14 protein-coding genes and 1 pseudogene are annotated in these 15,958 nt (G+C 72.8%); 3 read left to right on the forward strand and 12 right to left on the reverse strand.

What is annotated here, in order from left to right; translation table 11 throughout:
- Nucleotides 1–5 precede the first annotated feature (5 nt).
- On the reverse strand, nt 6–233 hold the full coding sequence (locus tag OJ254_RS12910; protein WP_265365138.1) for a DUF4287 domain-containing protein: 228 nt from the start codon (nt 231–233) through the stop codon (nt 6–8).
- A gap of 98 nt (nt 234–331) precedes the next feature.
- Here OJ254_RS12910 and OJ254_RS12915 point away from each other — a divergent pair, with 98 nt between their 5' ends.
- Nucleotides 332–691 carry a hypothetical protein gene (locus OJ254_RS12915; RefSeq protein WP_265362449.1) on the forward strand — a complete coding sequence of 120 codons (360 nt, stop codon included), beginning with the start codon at nt 332–334 and terminating at the stop codon, nt 689–691.
- Between the two features lie 238 nt (nt 692–929).
- On the opposite strand, the gene OJ254_RS12920 is transcribed toward OJ254_RS12915, so the two are convergent.
- The 3 genes from OJ254_RS12920 to OJ254_RS12930 all read right to left on the reverse strand — a co-directional run bounded on the left by OJ254_RS12920 (nt 930) and on the right by OJ254_RS12930 (nt 4,971).
- Nucleotides 930–1,880, reverse strand: a complete 951-nt coding sequence (locus OJ254_RS12920; protein WP_265362450.1) for a hypothetical protein — start codon at nt 1,878–1,880, stop codon at nt 930–932.
- Nucleotides 1,881–2,465: 585 nt separating this feature from the next.
- Complete coding sequence (locus OJ254_RS12925) at nt 2,466–3,686, reverse strand: acetyl-CoA C-acetyltransferase (protein WP_265362451.1); 1,221 nt, start codon at nt 3,684–3,686, stop codon at nt 2,466–2,468.
- A 268-nt stretch (nt 3,687–3,954) separates the two neighbouring features.
- Nucleotides 3,955–4,971 (reverse strand): SGNH/GDSL hydrolase family protein, encoded by a 1,017-nt coding sequence (locus tag OJ254_RS12930; protein WP_265362452.1) that lies wholly within the window; start codon nt 4,969–4,971, stop codon nt 3,955–3,957.
- A gap of 194 nt (nt 4,972–5,165) precedes the next feature.
- On the opposite strand from OJ254_RS12930, the gene OJ254_RS12935 reads away from it, so the two are divergent.
- The gene (locus OJ254_RS12935) at nt 5,166–6,554 is read left to right on the forward strand and encodes a cystathionine beta-synthase (protein WP_265362453.1); all 1,389 of its coding nucleotides are present in this window, start codon (nt 5,166–5,168) and stop codon (nt 6,552–6,554) included.
- A 350-nt stretch (nt 6,555–6,904) separates the two neighbouring features.
- On the opposite strand, the gene OJ254_RS12940 is transcribed toward OJ254_RS12935, so the two are convergent.
- The 4 genes from OJ254_RS12940 to OJ254_RS12955 all read right to left on the reverse strand — a co-directional run bounded on the left by OJ254_RS12940 (nt 6,905) and on the right by OJ254_RS12955 (nt 10,418).
- Nucleotides 6,905–7,321, reverse strand: coding sequence for a hypothetical protein (locus OJ254_RS12940; RefSeq protein ID WP_265362454.1), 417 nt, complete (start codon nt 7,319–7,321; stop codon nt 6,905–6,907).
- Between the two features lie 40 nt (nt 7,322–7,361).
- Nucleotides 7,362–8,786: a purine-cytosine permease family protein gene (locus OJ254_RS12945; protein ID WP_265362455.1), complete on the reverse strand. Its 1,425-nt coding sequence runs from the start codon at nt 8,784–8,786 to the stop codon at nt 7,362–7,364.
- 139 nt (nt 8,787–8,925) lie between these two features.
- Nucleotides 8,926–9,504, reverse strand: coding sequence for a cysteine dioxygenase (locus tag OJ254_RS12950; protein ID WP_265362456.1), 579 nt, complete (start codon nt 9,502–9,504; stop codon nt 8,926–8,928).
- The gene (locus OJ254_RS12955) at nt 9,501–10,418 is read right to left on the reverse strand and encodes an amidohydrolase family protein (RefSeq protein ID WP_265362457.1); all 918 of its coding nucleotides are present in this window, start codon (nt 10,416–10,418) and stop codon (nt 9,501–9,503) included. The genes OJ254_RS12950 and OJ254_RS12955 overlap by 4 nt, the downstream gene beginning before the upstream one ends.
- 228 nt (nt 10,419–10,646) lie before the next feature.
- Between OJ254_RS12955 and OJ254_RS12960 the strand changes: the two genes are divergently transcribed.
- The gene (locus tag OJ254_RS12960; RefSeq protein ID WP_265362458.1) at nt 10,647–11,684 is read left to right on the forward strand and encodes a LacI family DNA-binding transcriptional regulator; all 1,038 of its coding nucleotides are present in this window, start codon (nt 10,647–10,649) and stop codon (nt 11,682–11,684) included.
- 553 nt (nt 11,685–12,237) lie between these two features.
- On the opposite strand, the gene OJ254_RS12965 is transcribed toward OJ254_RS12960, so the two are convergent.
- The 4 genes and pseudogenes from OJ254_RS12965 to OJ254_RS12980 form a co-directional block, all read right to left on the reverse strand.
- Nucleotides 12,238–13,164: an ABC transporter substrate-binding protein gene (locus tag OJ254_RS12965; RefSeq protein ID WP_265362459.1), complete on the reverse strand. Its 927-nt coding sequence runs from the start codon at nt 13,162–13,164 to the stop codon at nt 12,238–12,240.
- Nucleotides 13,165–13,214: 50 nt separating this feature from the next.
- On the reverse strand, nt 13,215–13,886 hold the full coding sequence (locus OJ254_RS12970; RefSeq protein ID WP_261951074.1) for an ABC transporter permease: 672 nt from the start codon (nt 13,884–13,886) through the stop codon (nt 13,215–13,217).
- Nucleotides 13,887–13,893: 7 nt separating this feature from the next.
- A complete protein-coding gene (locus OJ254_RS12975; RefSeq protein WP_261951075.1) occupies nt 13,894–14,565 on the reverse strand; it encodes an ABC transporter permease in 672 nt (223 codons plus the stop codon).
- Between the two features lie 155 nt (nt 14,566–14,720).
- Nucleotides 14,721–15,826: pseudogene (locus OJ254_RS12980) on the reverse strand (ABC transporter ATP-binding protein); the annotation flags it as partial.
- Nucleotides 15,827–15,958: the final 132 nt, after the last annotated feature.

Consider the following 15,958-nt stretch of genomic DNA (forward strand, 5'->3'; position numbering starts at 1 on the left):
GCGGATCAGAACTTCCGCGCGGCGCGCCTGAGGTCGTATTCGTGAACGATCGCCTTGGCGTGCCCGTGGGCGAGGTTGTGCTCGCCACGGAGCCAGCTGACCTTTTCGTCGAAGCGGAAGAAAGCGGGGCCTTCGTCAACGGTGCGGAGCCATTCGGAGATTTCCCGTCCCGTGCACTCGGGGATGCGGGAGAGCATGTTCCGGTGGGTCTCTTCGGAGAAGAGCTGAGACATCGGCGCCTCCGGACGCGGTCGATGCTGGTTCTTCAGCACACCGTGCCTGAGGCTTCCGCCGTTGGCAACCACCCAGGAGTGGCGCATAGGCTCACGATGTGCTTGACGTGACCCCTTTGCAGACCGCCGTGGACTCCCTCGCCGACCGCCTCCGAGCGCTGCCGCAGAGCCGGCTCAGCCAGGGCGCGGCGGCCGAGGGACTCGCGCTGGCACGGGAGTTGGCGACCCGTGCGCAGCTGATCGAACGGCCCGGGGAGCCACCGCGCCCGTTCCCGGACGCCGGGCAGTTCGCGGTCGGCGACCAGCTCGCGGTGGCCGGTCACGACCTCGTCGAGGCGCTACGGGCCGCGGCCGCCCGCCCCGCCGGAACCGGCCCCGATCCTGACGCGAAAGTGGCCCCCGCCGAAGAGCTGGCGGAGGCCGTGCGATGCGTACGGGCGGCGGCGGAGCGCTGCTAGGGGCGGCCGTCTGCCCTCGGGGGCGGTCCCTAGGGGGCGGGCGAACACTTTCCCTAGGGGACGCATGGGCCCCCTGCGGGGCCACAACGTGGTGGGGGTGGGCGGTATTCCGGTCAGGATTCCGGCCACCGAGCCACCGAGTCACCGAGCCGCCGGCCACTGGTCACCGAGCCACCGGCCACCGAGCCACCGGCCGCCGGTCACCGCGCCACGGGCGGGAGGGTGGCCAGAGCGAGGCTCAGAGCGAGGCGATGACGCGGTCGGCGAGGATGTAGACGCTGTCCTCGCGGGTCTCGCCCCAGGAGAAGGTCAGGGCGTAGGCGCCGGAGATGCCGGAGCCGCCCAGCAGTACCGGCGTGCGCCCGGCGTGCAGCGCGTCGGCGACCCGGTCCGCGGCCTCGCGCTGGCCGGGGGTCAGACAGAGCGTGGTGCCGTCGGCGAAGACGTACACGTCCAGGGTGCCCAGCGGGCCCGGGCGGACGTCCGCGACCGCGGTGGCGTCCCGCGCCAGCTCCTCCAGGCGCGCCACGGTGCGCTCGTGGTCGCTGATCACCGGGGACGGCGAGAAGTCCGGGTGCGAGGGGTGGCGGCGGCGGGCGGCGGCCAGTTCGGCGGACTCGGTGCCCTCGACGGGCTCCAACTCCGGTGCGTCCAGGGCCTCCAGCGCCTCCACGGACTCCAGGGTCTCCATCGCCTCCAGGGCATCCGGGCCCAGCAGCGGCTCCAGGCCGGCCAGGTCCGCCTGGCGGGGCACGAACGGCTGGAGGTCGAGCCGCTCCGGCTCCGGCCGCCCGTCGCGGGTCAGCCGGCCCTCGCGGCCGTCCAGCGGGCCCTCGTCACCGAGGCCGAGCAGAGTGGGGGCGTCCGCGGCGTCCCTGGCCTCCTGCGCGGCCCAGAACGCGCGGGCCTCGGCCAGCTCCCGCTCGCGCTCCTCGGCGAGCGCGTCGGCGACGGCGGCGCGTATGTCCGCGAGCGGGGTCGCCTCGGCCGGGCTGGTACGGGCGGCGGGGATGGTCGCGGCGGTCTCGGCCGCCTCCGCGCGCGCCGCGGCGTCCCGGCGGGCGGCGACGAGCTCACCGTGCAGCTCGGTGAGCTGGCGGCGCAGCGCACGGGCGGTGCCCAGCGCGACGGCGCCCAGCACCACGGCGACGGCCGCGGCCACGAGCAGGACGAGGGTGGTGACGCTCATGCGCCGACCTCCACTTCGTTCGGCGGCCCACTTCCCTCGGGCCGTGCATCGGTACATGGACTTCCCCCGGCGGTCGGCCGGGGTGACCCCCTTGATGCGCCGCTCACGGGGGTCACCAATGGTGGCGGCTCGCTCACCGGCGTACTCCCGTTAGCAGAATGTTCTCCGACTTCCTACATCAGCCTGCCGGGGGTCGGCGACCGCTCACCGGGCGCTATGTCCCGAAATGCTGGGGGCCATGGGCCTCGTGGGGTGTGGCGCCCCCCTGCTGACCTGCAACAACGCTTCGCCCCCAGGACGTTCATCACAATCCTGGGGGAGATTGGGTCGCGATCTTGTTAACGAGTGAGGCAGGTCACGCGCCGTCGCCGCCCGTGTCCGTACAACAGCGAAGGGTGTGCGCTGGGCGGGAGTTGGTCTGTTCCGCCCGACGCACACCCTCGAAGGATCTCTGGAGGCTCGTCAGCTCAGCTCAGCCGCACGTGGTGCTTGTGGTCCGCTGAACTTCGCTTCCGCTGCGCTCCAGCTCAGCTCAGCCGCTCGTGCCTGTGGTCGCGCTGAACTTCGCTTCCGCTGCGCTCCAGCTCAGCTCAGCCGCTCGATGACCATCGCCATGCCCTGGCCGCCGCCGACGCACATGGTCTCCAGGCCGAACTGCTTGTCGTGCCACTGGAGGGAGTTGATGAGCGTGGTGGTGATGCGGGCGCCGGTCATGCCGAAGGGGTGGCCGACGGCGATCGCGCCGCCGTTGACGTTCAGCTTGTCCAGCGGGATGTCCAGGTCGCGGTAGGAGGGGATCACCTGGGCGGCGAACGCCTCGTTGATCTCGACCAGGTCGATGTCGGAGATGGTGAGGCCGGCGCGGCGCAGCGCCTGCTTGCTGGCCTCGACCGGGCCGTAGCCCATGATCTCGGGGGACAGGCCCGAGACGCCGGTGGAGACGATCCGGGCGAGCGGGGTCAGGCCCAGCTCGCGGGCCTTGGTGTCGGACATGATGACCAGCGCCGCGGCACCGTCGTTGAGCGGGCAGCAGTTGCCGGCCGTCACCAGGCCGTCGGGGCGGAAGACCGGCTTGAGGCCCTGCACGCCCTCCAGCGTGACGCCGGCGCGCGGGCCGTCGTCCTGCGAGACGACCGTGCCGTCCGGCAGCGTGACCGGGGTGATCTCCCGCTCCCAGAAGCCGTCCTTGATCGCCTTCTCGGCGAGGTTCTGCGACCGTACGCCGAACTCGTCCATGTCCTGGCGGGTGACGCCCTTGAGGCGGGCGAGGTTCTCCGCGGTCTGGCCCATCGCGATGTACGCGTCGGGGACCAGGCCGTCCTCGCGCGGGTCGTGCCAGTCGGCGCCCTCCTGCTCGGCGCGCGCGGCCGTACGGGCCTCGGCGTCGGCGAAGAGCGGGTTGTGGGTGTCGGGCAGCCCGTCGGAGGTGCCCTTCACGCTGCGCGAGACCGTCTCGACGCCGGCCGAGATGAAGACGTCGCCCTCACCGGCCTTGATGGCGTGCAGCGCCATCCGCGTCGTCTGGAGCGACGAGGAACAGTAGCGGGTGACCGTGCAGCCCGGGAGGTGGTCCATCCCCATCTGGACGGCCACGATGCGGCCGAGGTTGTGGCCCTGCTCGCCACCGGGGAGGCCGCAGCCCAGCATCAGGTCGTCGATGTCCCTGGGGTCCAGCTCGGGGACCTTGGCCAGGGCGGTCTCGATGATCTTCGCGGTCAGGTCGTCCGGGCGCAGGTCCTTCAGCGAGCCCTTGAAGGCACGGCCGATCGGGGAGCGGGCGGCTGAGACGATCACGGCTTCGGGCATCACGGCTCCAAGAAATCAAGGTCGCGCCCTGCGCCTCGTTGAGGGGCTTGGGTATCCCCTGCTCGAACGGAGTTGAGAGCTTGGGGAAGGTCGGGCGACGGGCGGGTGAAGGTGCTGGACTGTGAGGGAAGTTACCTGCACGTAGTGCTGAGGTCACGGGGTGCGCGTTGTGATGCGGACCTCTTTTCTAAGCGAGCGCTTATGGAACGGCAAGGGGCCGCCGGGTATTCCCAGGCGGCCCCGTGCCCGTTCGGCGTTCCTCGGGCCCTCAGCGCGGCACCGACGGCTGGTCCGCCGACTCCTCCGCGTCCGGCAGCTGGCGCCGCCGCCGGTGCTTGAGCAGTGCCCAGGGCGCGCGGGAGGCGGTGACCTCCGTACCGCCCTCGGAAGCCGCCTCGGCGGCCGCCTGCTCGACCGGGAGGATGCCCTCGCCCCGGGCGGGCTCCGGCCGCTCCTCGTCCGGCCACAGGCCCAGCGAGGCGCACAGCGTCGGCAGCACGGCCATGGCGGCGGTGGCGTACCCCTCCGCCGACGGGTGGTAGTTGTCCGGCCCGAAAAGCTCCCGCGGACGCGCCTCGAACTCGGGGCCCAGCAGGTCGCCCAGCGAGACCGTACGGCCGCCGTTCTCGACCGCCCCGATCGTCTGCGCGGCCGCGAGCTGCCGCGAGAGCCGCCGGGCCACCCACCGCAGCGGCTGGTAGACCGGCTCGATCGTGCCCAGATCGGGGCAGGTGCCCACCACCACCTCACAGCCCTCGGCACGCAGCCGGCGCACCGCCTCCGAGAGGTGGCGGACGGACTGCGCCGGCGGCATCCGGTGGGTGACGTCGTTGGCACCGATCATGATCACGCAGACGTCCGGGGTCTGGGCGCCGTCCAGGAGCAGCAGCTCCACCTGGCGCGCCAGATCGTCCGACTGCGCCCCGGGCAGCGCCACGTTGCGGAAGTCGACGGGGAGTTCGGCGACCGCGGCGAGGCCGGAGGCGAGCAGCGCGCCCGGCGTCTGCGAGACGCGGTGCACGCCCTGGCCGGCGGCGGTGGAGTCGCCGAGGAAGCCCAGGCGGAGCGGCGGGCGGTCGGTGCGGTGGCCGAAGGCGGCGCCGTAGCGGCCGTCGGCGCACGGCGGGATGTCGCTGGAGCCACCGACCGTACGGCGGGCCAGCCGGACCTCGGTCAGCAGCACGCCGACGGCGGCGACGCCGAGCAGCCCGACCCCGCCGCCGCCGACCGCGGCGGCGGTCGCGATCCGCCGTGCCACCCTCGCCCTGGACATCGTCATCGGCATGGGCCGGGCACCTCCCCGTGCAGTGCGGACGCGCCGGACCCGCGGGCCGACGCGCTCTTGAATCGGCAAGAACTCCTACAACAGGGTGTTGCCCGTTCCCGCACGGAACGCAACTCCTCCGTCCTTCGCGCCACCCGGGCAATAGGCTGGCGGCACGGGCGCAGGAGAGCGTGCCCCCGACCGCGGAGACCACCGTGCAGTTTTACGATTCGATGATTGAGCTCGTCGGCAACACCCCGCTCGTGCGGCTCAACAACGTGACCAAGGGCATCCAGGCCACCGTCCTGGCGAAGGTCGAGTACTTCAATCCCGGCGGTTCGGTGAAGGACCGGATCGCCGTGCGGATGATCGAGGCCGCCGAGCAGTCGGGTGAGCTGAAGCCGGGCGGCACGATCGTCGAGCCGACCTCCGGGAACACCGGGGTGGGCCTGGCGATCGTGGCCCAGCAAAAGGGCTACAAGTGCATCTTCGTCTGCCCGGACAAGGTGTCCACGGACAAGATCAACGTGCTGCGGGCGTACGGCGCCGAGGTCGTGGTCTGCCCGACCGCGGTGGACCCCGAGCACCCGGACTCGTACTACAACGTCTCGGACCGGCTGGTGCGCGAGACGCCGGGCGCCTGGAAGCCGGACCAGTACAGCAACCCGAACAACCCGCGCTCCCACTACGAGACCACCGGTCCGGAGCTGTGGGCCCAGACGGACGGGCGGATCACGCACTTCGTGGCGGGCGTCGGCACCGGCGGCACGATCAGCGGCACCGGCCGCTACCTGAAGGACGCCAGCGAGGGCCGGGTCAAGGTCGTCGGCGCCGACCCGGAGGGCTCGGTCTACAGCGGCGGCTCCGGGCGCCCGTACCTGATCGAGGGCGTCGGCGAGGACTTCTGGCCGACCGCCTACGACCGCACGGTCGCCGACGAGATCGTGGCGGTGTCGGACAAGGACGCCTTCCAGATGACCCGGCGGCTGGCCAAGGAGGAGGGCCTGCTGGTCGGCGGCTCCTGCGGCATGGCCGTGGTGGCCGCGCTGGAGGTCGCCTCCCGGCTCGGCCCGGACGACGTGGTCGTCGTCCTGCTGCCGGACAGCGGCCGCGGCTACCTCTCCAAGATCTTCAACGACGAGTGGATGGCCGACTACGGCTTCCTGGAGGAGGGCGGCACCGCCGCCCGCGTCGTCGACGTGCTGGAGCACAAGGAGGGCGCGCTGCCCTCGCTGGTCCACATGCACCCGGAGGAGACCGTCGGCGAGGCGATCGACGTGCTGCGCGAGTACGGCGTCTCGCAGATGCCGATCGTCAAGCCCGGCGCCGGCCACCCGGACGTGATGGCCGCCGAGGTCGTCGGCTCCGTCGTCGAACGGGAGCTGCTGGACGCGCTGTTCACCCAGCGGGCGTCGCTGACCGATCCGCTGGAGAAGCACATGTGCCGGCCGCTGCCGCAGGTCGGCTCCGGCGAGTCGGTCGCCGACCTGATGGCCGTCCTGGAGAGCGCCGACGCGGCGATCGTCCTCGTGGAGGGCAAGCCGAAGGGCGTGGTGAGCCGGCAGGACCTGCTGGCCTTCCTGGCCCGCGAGGCCGGCAAGTAGCACCGGCCGCGGCGGCCGTCCCCGGTGGCGGCCGCCGCGTCACGCCGTGCCCGTCGGGGCGTGCCCCTCACTCCGTGCCCGTCGCGGCGTCAAGTGGCCGTCAGGAAACGGTCCGTCGGCGCAAGGTGTACGTATGCGTCATGTGCTGGCAGCACGCGCTTAACACTCGTCCGGCACATTGATGTGCACGGCGATACGGACCTCCGGAGCGGCTCCCGGACCTCCCAGATCGCCACTTGGACGCGACGGCCGGCCCTGACCCGGACCGCGTCCCTGGCGGGGACCGCCGTCGTCCCGCCCCCGGCTCGGCCGGGGTGCGGCGGTCCCCGCCACAACTTCCCCTCCCGGGCTCAGTCCCACTCCCCGTCACGCCGCTCGTCGCGCCCTCCGAGCAGCAGGTTCCGCACCCCGACGCTGTGCACCGCGTTGACGCCGACGATGCCGGCCCAGCACACCAGCAGCCCCGGGATCCCGGCGTTGATCACGCCGATCGCGGTCAGCGGGACGGCCAGTACCAGGGAGAGGGCGGCGACCCCGAACCGCTCCCAGAAACGGCGCCCGCCGCCCTCCGGCCGCGGCGGGCGGCCGCCGCGCGCCACCTGGACCTGCTGCTCGGCGAGCTGCCGCCGGACCCTGCGGTCGACGGTGTGGTCCAGCTTCTCCAGGAAGGAATCCACCAGCTCCGCCTCGTACTCGGGCCCCAGCTCCTTGCGGGTCTGGAGCGTCGCGTCGAGTTCCTTGCGCAGGTCGGGGTCGTGTGTCGCCATGGTGCGAGCGTACGGACCGCCGGGACACGGCGCGGTAGGGCTAACCCCCCGATCCGGCCGGGCTCTGCTGCCCCTCCTGTTCACCCGGGGCCGCGGCGGGAGCCGGGCCGGGAGCGGCGCCGCGGCGGGCGGTGAGCCCGTACAGGACGGCCGGTACGGCGAGGCCGACGAGCCAGGAGACATCCGCGCCGCCGAGCGGGGCCACCAGGGGGCCGGTGTAGAAGTGCGTGGACAGGAAGGGGAGTTGGGCGAGCACGCCGAGTGCGTAGACGGTCAGGGCCCGGGCGTTCCAGGCGCCGTAGCGGCCGGCCGGGTCGCTGAGCGCGGCGATGTCGTAGCGCTCCTTGGAGATCAGGTAGTAGTCGGTGAGGTTGATCGCCGACCAGGGCGTGAAGAAGGTCAGCAGGAACAGCAGGAAGTCCTTGAAGGACGTCAGGAACGAGTCCTTGCCCAGCAGGGCGACCGCCGTCCCCGCCACCATGATCCCGGCGATGTACCCGGCCCGGCCGCGCGGCGACAGCTCGCGCTGGCCGCGGAACCCGCTGACGCTGGTGACCAGCGACATGAAGCCGCCGTAGGTGTTGAGGACGTTGATGGTCAGCTTGCCGAGCGCGATGACGAAGTACAGGAAGGAGGCGATCAGTCCGGCGCCGCCCAGGCCGACGACGTAACCCACCTCGTGCCCGACGAACGCGCCCGGCGCCGCGGCGGCGGCCAGCGCCCCGAAGGTCATCGACCACTGCGCGCCGAGCACCGAGCCGGACAGCGTCCACCAGAACGTGGCGCGGGCCGAGGTGTGCCGGGGCAGATAGCGCGAGTAGTCGGCGACGTACGGGCCGAACGCCAGCTGCCAGGAGGCCGAGAGCGAGACGGCGAGCAGGAAGACCGGCAGCCCGAAGCGGTGGTCGTGCAGCAGCGTGCCGAGGTCGGCGCGGTGCAGGAGCCGGACGCCCAGATAGACGAAGGCCAGCGCGCACACCAGGCCGGCGATCCGCCCCAGGGCGTGGATGAGGCGGTAGCCGACGGCCGCGGCGACCGCGGTGACCGCCGCGAACAGCACGATCCCCGGCGTCTCGCCCAGGTGTGTCAACTCGCCCACCGCCTGCCCCGCCAGCACGCTGCCGCTGGCGAAGAACCCGATGTACATCACGATGACCAGCGCCAGCGGGACCACCGCCCCGCGCACCCCGAACTGCGCCCGGGAGGTGATCATCTGCGGCAGGCCGAGCCGCGGGCCCTGGGCGGAGTGCAGCGCCATCACCGCCCCGCCGAGGAGGTTGCCGAGCAGCAGCCCGATCACCGCCCAGAAGGCGTTCGCCCCGAAGACGACCGCCAGCGCGCCGGTGACCACGGCGGTGATCTGGAGGTTCGCGCCCAGCCAGAGCGTGAACTGGCTGACCGGACTGCCGTGCCGTTCGTCATCGGGGACCACGTCGATCGAGCGCCGTTCCACCACGCCTGCCATGCATCCGCCCCGGGTCGTCGCCTGTATGGATTCATGCAGGATCTGTGCCGGTGAATGGAAGGTCAATAGGTAGGAGCGGGAAAGCGCGGAATTCGCGGCAACCGCGCCGGTGGGAACGGCGGGTGGGCCGGCCGGCGGCTCACGCGGCCGGCGACGCCGGATCACCCATCGGCCGCAGCTCGTCCGCGTACGACACCGAGACCCGGCGCATCAGGCCGTCCTCGGTGATGTCGTACTGGCCCAGGCGCCACAACGGCGGCGAATAGGCGTGCACCGACACCGCGTCGTCGGTCGCCCCGGTGAGCCGGTGGATGTGGTCCGGACCGAAGCAGAACGACGAGCCGGCGCCGACGGCGGTGGCCAGATGCTCCCCGCCGATCCGCGGATTGGACTCGGTCAGCACCCCCTGCACGACCCGGACGGCACCGGAGGAGAGGTCGTGGTCGTGCCAGCCGGTGTCGTTCTGCCGGGTCCAGCACAGCAGCCAGACGTCGACGAACTCGTCGCGGTACAGCGACGCGTAGTGCCGTTCGGTGTCGGAGAACGCGACCTGCCCGCGCCACAGATCCGGACGGTCCGCCAACTCGTCGACCAGCGACCGCAGTTCACGCTTGCCGAGAGTGCGCTCGGGCAGCGCGGCGAACGGCAGCCCGGCGTCCACGGCCGGACCGGCCCCGGTGGCAGCGGCGGCCTCGGTCCGGGAGGCGGCGTGCGTCATGGTCGGACTCCTTTCGACGGGCCCAGCAGGCGGGCCGGATTGACGGTGCGCAGGGCGTGCACGGCGGCCTCGGCGCCGAGGCCGGGGATCACCGGCGCGGCATAGGGGCGGTCGCTGCCGCTGACGACGACGTCGATGCCGACGGCCCGTACCAGCGCGTCCACCGCCCGGGTCCCGTACGAGGACGTCTCGTAGAACGCGCCGGCGTCCACCCGGCCCCGCTCCCGGCCCCCGCCCCGGGCCACCAGCCGCTCCCCGTGCAGCGGCGCCAGGCCCGCCAGCGCCGCGAAACAGACCCGCAGGTCCGGGTGGCGCGGCCGGCCGAAGGCCCGGAACGCGAACCAGGAGGCGTGCATCTGCTGGACGTACGGGACCAGCGCGGGCCACCAGGCGGGGGCGGCGCCCTCGGCGGGCGGGGCCGCGCCCGGGTGCACGAACAGCGGCTTGTCCAGCGCGGCGAGGATGTCCAGCAGGGGCGCGCAGCGGGCCCAGCCGGCGGCGTCCAGCAGGGCGGTGGCGGGCAGTTGGAGGCCCACGCAGCCGCGCCGCAGCTCGCGGCGGAGCGCCCCGGTGTCCGGTTCGGGAGCGGCGAGACAGACCGAGGCCCAGACGCCGAAGGGGGCGGGCAGCGCCAGCGCGCCGTCGTGGAACGCGGTGAGCAGCGGCGCGGCCTCCTCGGGCGGCAGGTATTCGATGCCGAGCGGACTGGAGAGCGAGACCAGCGCCCGGTCCAGCCCGTCCGCCCGGGCGAGCCGGACCCGGGCCGCGATGTCGTGGTCGGCCGGATCGACGGTGTACGGCGGCTCACCGGGCAGCTCCAGCGTCCAGCCGTCCAGCCGCGGCGGCACACCGCGGGCCCGCAGCAGCGCCACGAACGCGGGCGGCCAGAGGTGCTGATGGACATCGCTGGGCACGGCGCGCGAACCTCCTCAACCGTTTCACTTAACCGGTTAACTGATGCGTTTAAGTGAAACGGTTAACCAGCGGGGGTGTCAAGGCCCGCGCCCCGGAGCGCTGCCGGCCCGCCGCCGGGGCAATGCCCGTCCCCACCGCGGGTGCGGTGCCGGTCCCCACCGCCCCCGCGCCGACCCCGCCGGACGAGGGAGCCCGGCCGCCCCTCCCGCCTTGGGTAGGCTTCCGGCATGGCCAGGCCCAACAAACGCACCACCCTCCGTGAGGTGGCCGAGGCCACCGGACTCTCCACCGCAGCCGTCTCCTACGCACTGCGCGGCAAGCACGTCTCCAAGGAGACCGAGGAGCGGGTGCGCAAGGCCGCCGCCGAACTCGGCTACGAGGCCGACCCGATCGCCCGCGCCCTCGCCAGCGGCCGCACGAGCACCGTCGGCGTGCTCGCCGGCGACCTCCAGGACCTCTGGCAGCAGCAACTGATGGCCGCCATAGGACGCGAACTGCTGGCCGGCGACCGCTACGCGCTGATCCTCGACGCCGGCGGCGACCCCGAGCGGGAACTGGTCCTCGCCAAGCAGCTGCGCGACCAGCGGGTGGACGGTCTGCTGGTCTCCCCGGTCGACCCCTCGGCCGAGGGCTGGGCGGCGATCGCCGAGGGGGTGCCGGTGGTCTCCATCGGCGACGCGCTGAGCCGGGCCCGTACGGCGGGCGAGGTGCTCTTCGACAACCGCGCCGGCATCGACGCGGTCCTGGACTACCTCCGCGGCCTGGGCCACCGCCAGATCACCGTCCTCACCCCCACCGGCCCCTCCACCCCCGACCGCCCCGCCGACGTCTACGTCCGCGAGGCCGCCGACCGCCTCGGCATCGACGCCCAGGTCCTGCCCTGCCCCCAGGAGTTGGGCGAGGCGACCGCGGTGGCCCGGCGGGTGCTCACCAACACCCCCGACGGCCGCCGCCCGGCCGGCGCGCTACCGCCGCCCGCCGCGGTCTTCTGCTTCTCCGACTCCATCGCCTACGGCGTCTACGCGGCCGCCGCCGAGGCCGGACTGACCGTCGGCCGGGACCTGTCCGTCGTCGGCTTCGACGACCACCCGGTCTCCCGCGTCCTCACCCCGCCGCTGACCACCGTCGACTGGGGCCTCGGCGAGATCGCCAAGGAGGCCGCCCGCCTGGCGGTCGCGGCGATAGAGGGCCGCCGCGTCCGCCGCAAGCGCATCCTGTGTGCGCCGCGGCTGTCGGAACGGGGTTCGGCTATCGCTCCGCGCTAGGCGGGCCTCCCACGTACCTCGCCGTCCCGCCGCGGGGGTTGTTCGCCGTTGCGCTTTGCGGCGCCCCGCACGTACCCGTCTGTCCCGCCGCGGTTGTTGTTCGCCGTTGCGCCTGGCGGCGGGCGTGGTGTTGTCGGGTGCGGTGCCGGCCCTCCAGACTTCGTCCTCCGGTCCAGCCCCTCCCGTGAGGGGGTGGTAAGAGCTGGTTGGGGGTGTGCGTTGTCTGTTGCCTGCGGGCGTGTGGGCATGACGTGCACCCCGACCGGCCTTAACTTTCCCTCTCACGGGAGGGGACGGGCCGGAGGGGCCGGTTGTGTGGGCTTCGCTTCCAAGGGCTCAATAAAGAGCGAAGGCGGAGCGCAGCGGAGCGTAAAGCGTCAGCAGTCCACACGACCGGTCCCGGAGGTCCGTCACCGCACCCGACACCCCCCAGCCCGCCGCAGGCGCAACGGCGAACAACAACCGCGGCGGGACGGCGAGGTACGTGGGAGGCGCCGCAAAGCGCAGCGCTCCGCGGCGGGACAGCCAGGTACGTGGGAAGTCAGCCTCAGCCTCAGCCCAGCTTCCGCTGGGAGAGCCATGCGGCCGCCACCCGGTCGGGGTCCTTCTTGTCCTTGTCGACCTTGCGGTTGAGTTCCGTGAGGTCGGCGGTGGTCAGTGCGTTGCCGAGGGTCGCCAGCGCGCGGCGCACCTTCGTGTCGGCCTTGCGGGCGGCGATCAGCGGGACGATGTGCTGGGCCGGGACCAGGTGCCGGGGGTCGGCCAGCAGTACCCAGCCGTTCTCCTTGATGTCGACGTCGGTGGTGAAGACGTTGGCGACGTCGACGTCGCCCTTCTTCAGGGCGCCCTTGACCAGCGGGCCGGACGAGTCCAGCGCCTTGAACTCCTTGAATTCCACGCCGTACTTGTCCTTGAGGCCGACCAGCCCGACCACCCGCTTCTTCATCTCGGCGGCCGCGCCGAACACCAGCTTGCCGCTGGTCCTGCGCAGGTCGTCGAGCGACGTAAGGCCGTAGCGCTCGGCGGTCTCGCGGGTCACGGCGAAGCTGTCGCGGTCCTCGGCGGCCGCGTACGGGAGCACCTCCAGGCCGTCGGGCACCACCGTGGCCAGCGCGTTCTGCATGGCGCCGGCCTCGGTCTCGGTGGCCTTCTTGTCGAGGTAGAGCAGCAGGCTGCCCTGGTATTCGGGGAGCAGGTCGATGTCGCCGGAGCGCAGGGCCGGGACCACGATCTCGCGGGAGCCGAGGTTGGGGCGGACGGTGGCCTTGACGCCGGCCGCGGACAGCACGCCCGCGTAGAGGTAGCCGAGGATCTGGTTCTCGGTGAAGTTGGCGGTGCCGATGACCAGTCCACCGCTGCTGTTGCCGCTGTCGCCGCCGGCGCCGTTCCCCTTGAGGGAGGTGATGCCGGAGGAACAGGCGGCCAGCAGCGGTGCCGAGGCGCCGGCGAGCAGGGTGGTCAGGGCGGTGCGGCGGTTCATGGCGGGGCTCCTCGGGAGGGGCGGGCGTACGGGGCGCGGGGCGTGGCGGTTCAGCGGGCGGTGGCCGGGCGGCCGCGGAACAGCAGCCGGGTCAGCCCGCCCAGGGCCAGATCGGCGACGACGGCGAGCACGGCGACCAGCACCGCACCGCCGAGCACCTGCACCAGATCGCGCTGGGCCAGGCCGTCGAAGACGTAGCGGCCCAGCCCGCCGAAGCTGACGTAGGCGGCGATGGTGGCGGTGGCCACGACCTGGACGGTCGCCAGGCGGATGCCGGTCATGATCAGCGGCAGCGCCAGCGGCACCTCGACCTGCCAGAGGATCTGGCGGCCGCGCAGTCCGACGCCCTTGGCGGCGTCCTTGACCTCCGGGTCGACGGCGGCCATCCCGGCGTACGTATTGGTGATGATCACGGGCACGGCGAGTGCGACCAGCGAGACGTACACCGGCCACACACTGAGCCCGCCGGCGAGGAAGACCAGGGTGACCAGGCCGACGGTGGGCAGCGCGCGGCCGAAGGAGGAGAGGTTGACGGCGAGGAAGGCGCCGCGGCCGGTGTGCCCGATGAGCAGCCCGACGGGCAGGGCGATCACGGCCGCGGCGAGGGTGGCGAGCACCGAGTACTCCAGGTGCTCCAGGACGCGGGTGGCGATGCCGTCGGGGCCCGCCCACTGGGCCGGGCCGGTCAGCCAGGCCGCCAGGTTCTTCAGGAGTTCGAGCATCGGGCCGTCACGCTCGCTTCCACAGCTTGGGGGCGGACCGGGGCGTGCCGCGCCGCCAGGGGGTGCACAGCCGCTGGACGGTCACCAGCAGGGCGTCGGCGGCCAGCGCGAGCAGCAGGGTCAGGACCACGCCGGCGACGACCGGGGTGGGGAAGTTGCGCTGGAAGCCGTCGGTGAAGAGCTGGCCGAGCCCGCCGTACCCGATGTAACTCGCCACGCTGACCAAGGAGATGGACATCACCGTCGCGACCCGTACGCCCGCCATGATCACCGGGAGGGCGAGCGGCAGCTCGACGGTGAGCAGGGTGCGCAGCGGCCGGGTCCCCATCGCCTTCGAGGCCTCGCGTACGCGTTCCGGGACCGCGTCCAGGCCCTCGACGGTGTTCCGCACCAGGACGACCAGGGTGTACGCGGTCAGGCCGGTGATCGCGGTGGTGCGGGTCAGCCCGGTGACCGGCAGCAGCAGGACGAAGAAGGCGAGCGAGGGGATGGTGTAGAGGATGTTGGACGCGCCGAGGACGAAGCCGCGCAGCGGGCGGACGCGGTGCGCGAGGACCGCCAGCGGCAGCGCGATCAGCAGGCCGAACAGGACGGCGGGGACGGCGGTGGCGAGATGGTCCGCGGTGAGGCGGGTCAGTTCGCCGGCGTGATCGGGGAACCAGCCCCATTCGACGGTCATGCGGGGCGCTCCGCGGAGGCCGGGGCCTCGGGCGCGGGGTCGTCGGGGGTGGGGCCCTCGGCGGCGGGCTCATGGGGCTTCTCGGCCGCGGTCCGCGTGGCTGCCGTCGGAGTCGCCGGTGCGGTCGGAGTCGCCGGTGCCGTCGGAGTCTCCGGAGCGGCCGCGCGGGCGGCGTCGGCGTGGCTGCGGCCGGCCCGGTCGTGGATGGCGTCGCGGGAGGTGACGCCGGTGAGGACGCCGTCGGCGGTGACCCGGGCGACCGCCCCGGCCGGTGAGGAGACCGCTTCGTTGAGCGCGGAGAGCAACGAATCGGTGTCCCGCAGCGGCCGGACCGCGGCCAGCTCCGCCTCACCGGCCGTACCGCCGGCCGGCAGCGCGTCGGTGTCCAGCCAGCCCAGCGGTTCACCGCGCGGCGAGGTCACCAGGCGCCAGCGTCCGCCGTCGCGGCCTATCGCGCCGACCGGTTCGTCGGCGCGTATCGCCCGGCCGGGCGCGTGCGGTACGTCGGCGAGGGTGGTGAGCGAGAGCAGCTTCAGCCCGCGCTCGGCGCCGAGGAAGTCGGCGACGAAGTCATCGGCGGGACGGGCCAGCAGTTCGGCCGGCTCGGCGCACTGGACGAGCCGGCCGCCGGTGCGGAACACCGCGATCCGGTCGCCCAGGCGGACCGCCTCGTCGATGTCGTGGGTGACGAAGACGACCGTCTTGCGGAGCTCCTCCTGGAGCCGCAGCAGCTCGTTCTGGAGCTGGGTGCGGACGACCGGGTCGACCGCGCCGAACGGCTCGTCCATCAGCAGCACCGGGGGTCGGCGGCGAGCGCCCGGGCCACCCCGACGCGCTGCTGCTGGCCGCCGGAGAGCTGGTGCGGATAGCGCTTGCCGGTGTCCGCGGGCAGGCCGACCAGCTCCAGCAGCTCCGAGGCGCGGGCCCGGGCCTTGCGGCGGCCCCAGCCGAGCAGCAGCGGGACGGTCGCGATGTTGTCGAGGACCGTACGGTGTGGGAAGAGGCCGGACTGCTGGATGACGTAGCCGATGCCGCGGCGCAGCTCGGCGGCGTCCGCCTCCAGGACGTCGCGGCCGCCGACGCTGATGGTGCCGGAGGTCGGCTCGACCATGCGGTTGACCATCCCCAGGGTCGTCGTCTTGCCGCATCCGGACGATCCGACGAGGACGGTGACGCCGCCCTCGGGGAGGTCGAGGGAGAGATCGTCCACCGCGGTGGTGCCGTTCGGGTACCGCTTGCTGACTGCGTCGAATTTGATCATCCGCTGCCCCTTGCCCGGCCTGCATAGTGTCATGCAGAGTCTTAGGCACGTGAATAGAAGTCAATAGGTGGGAGTAAACCCCGTGTTACAACGTGGGTTACCCGAGAGTTCTTCCCGCTCTCCGCTCGGCCA

The sequence above is a fragment of the Streptomyces endophytica genome, from assembly GCF_026153355.1.
Classification (GTDB): domain Bacteria; phylum Actinomycetota; class Actinomycetes; order Streptomycetales; family Streptomycetaceae; genus Streptomyces; species Streptomyces endophytica.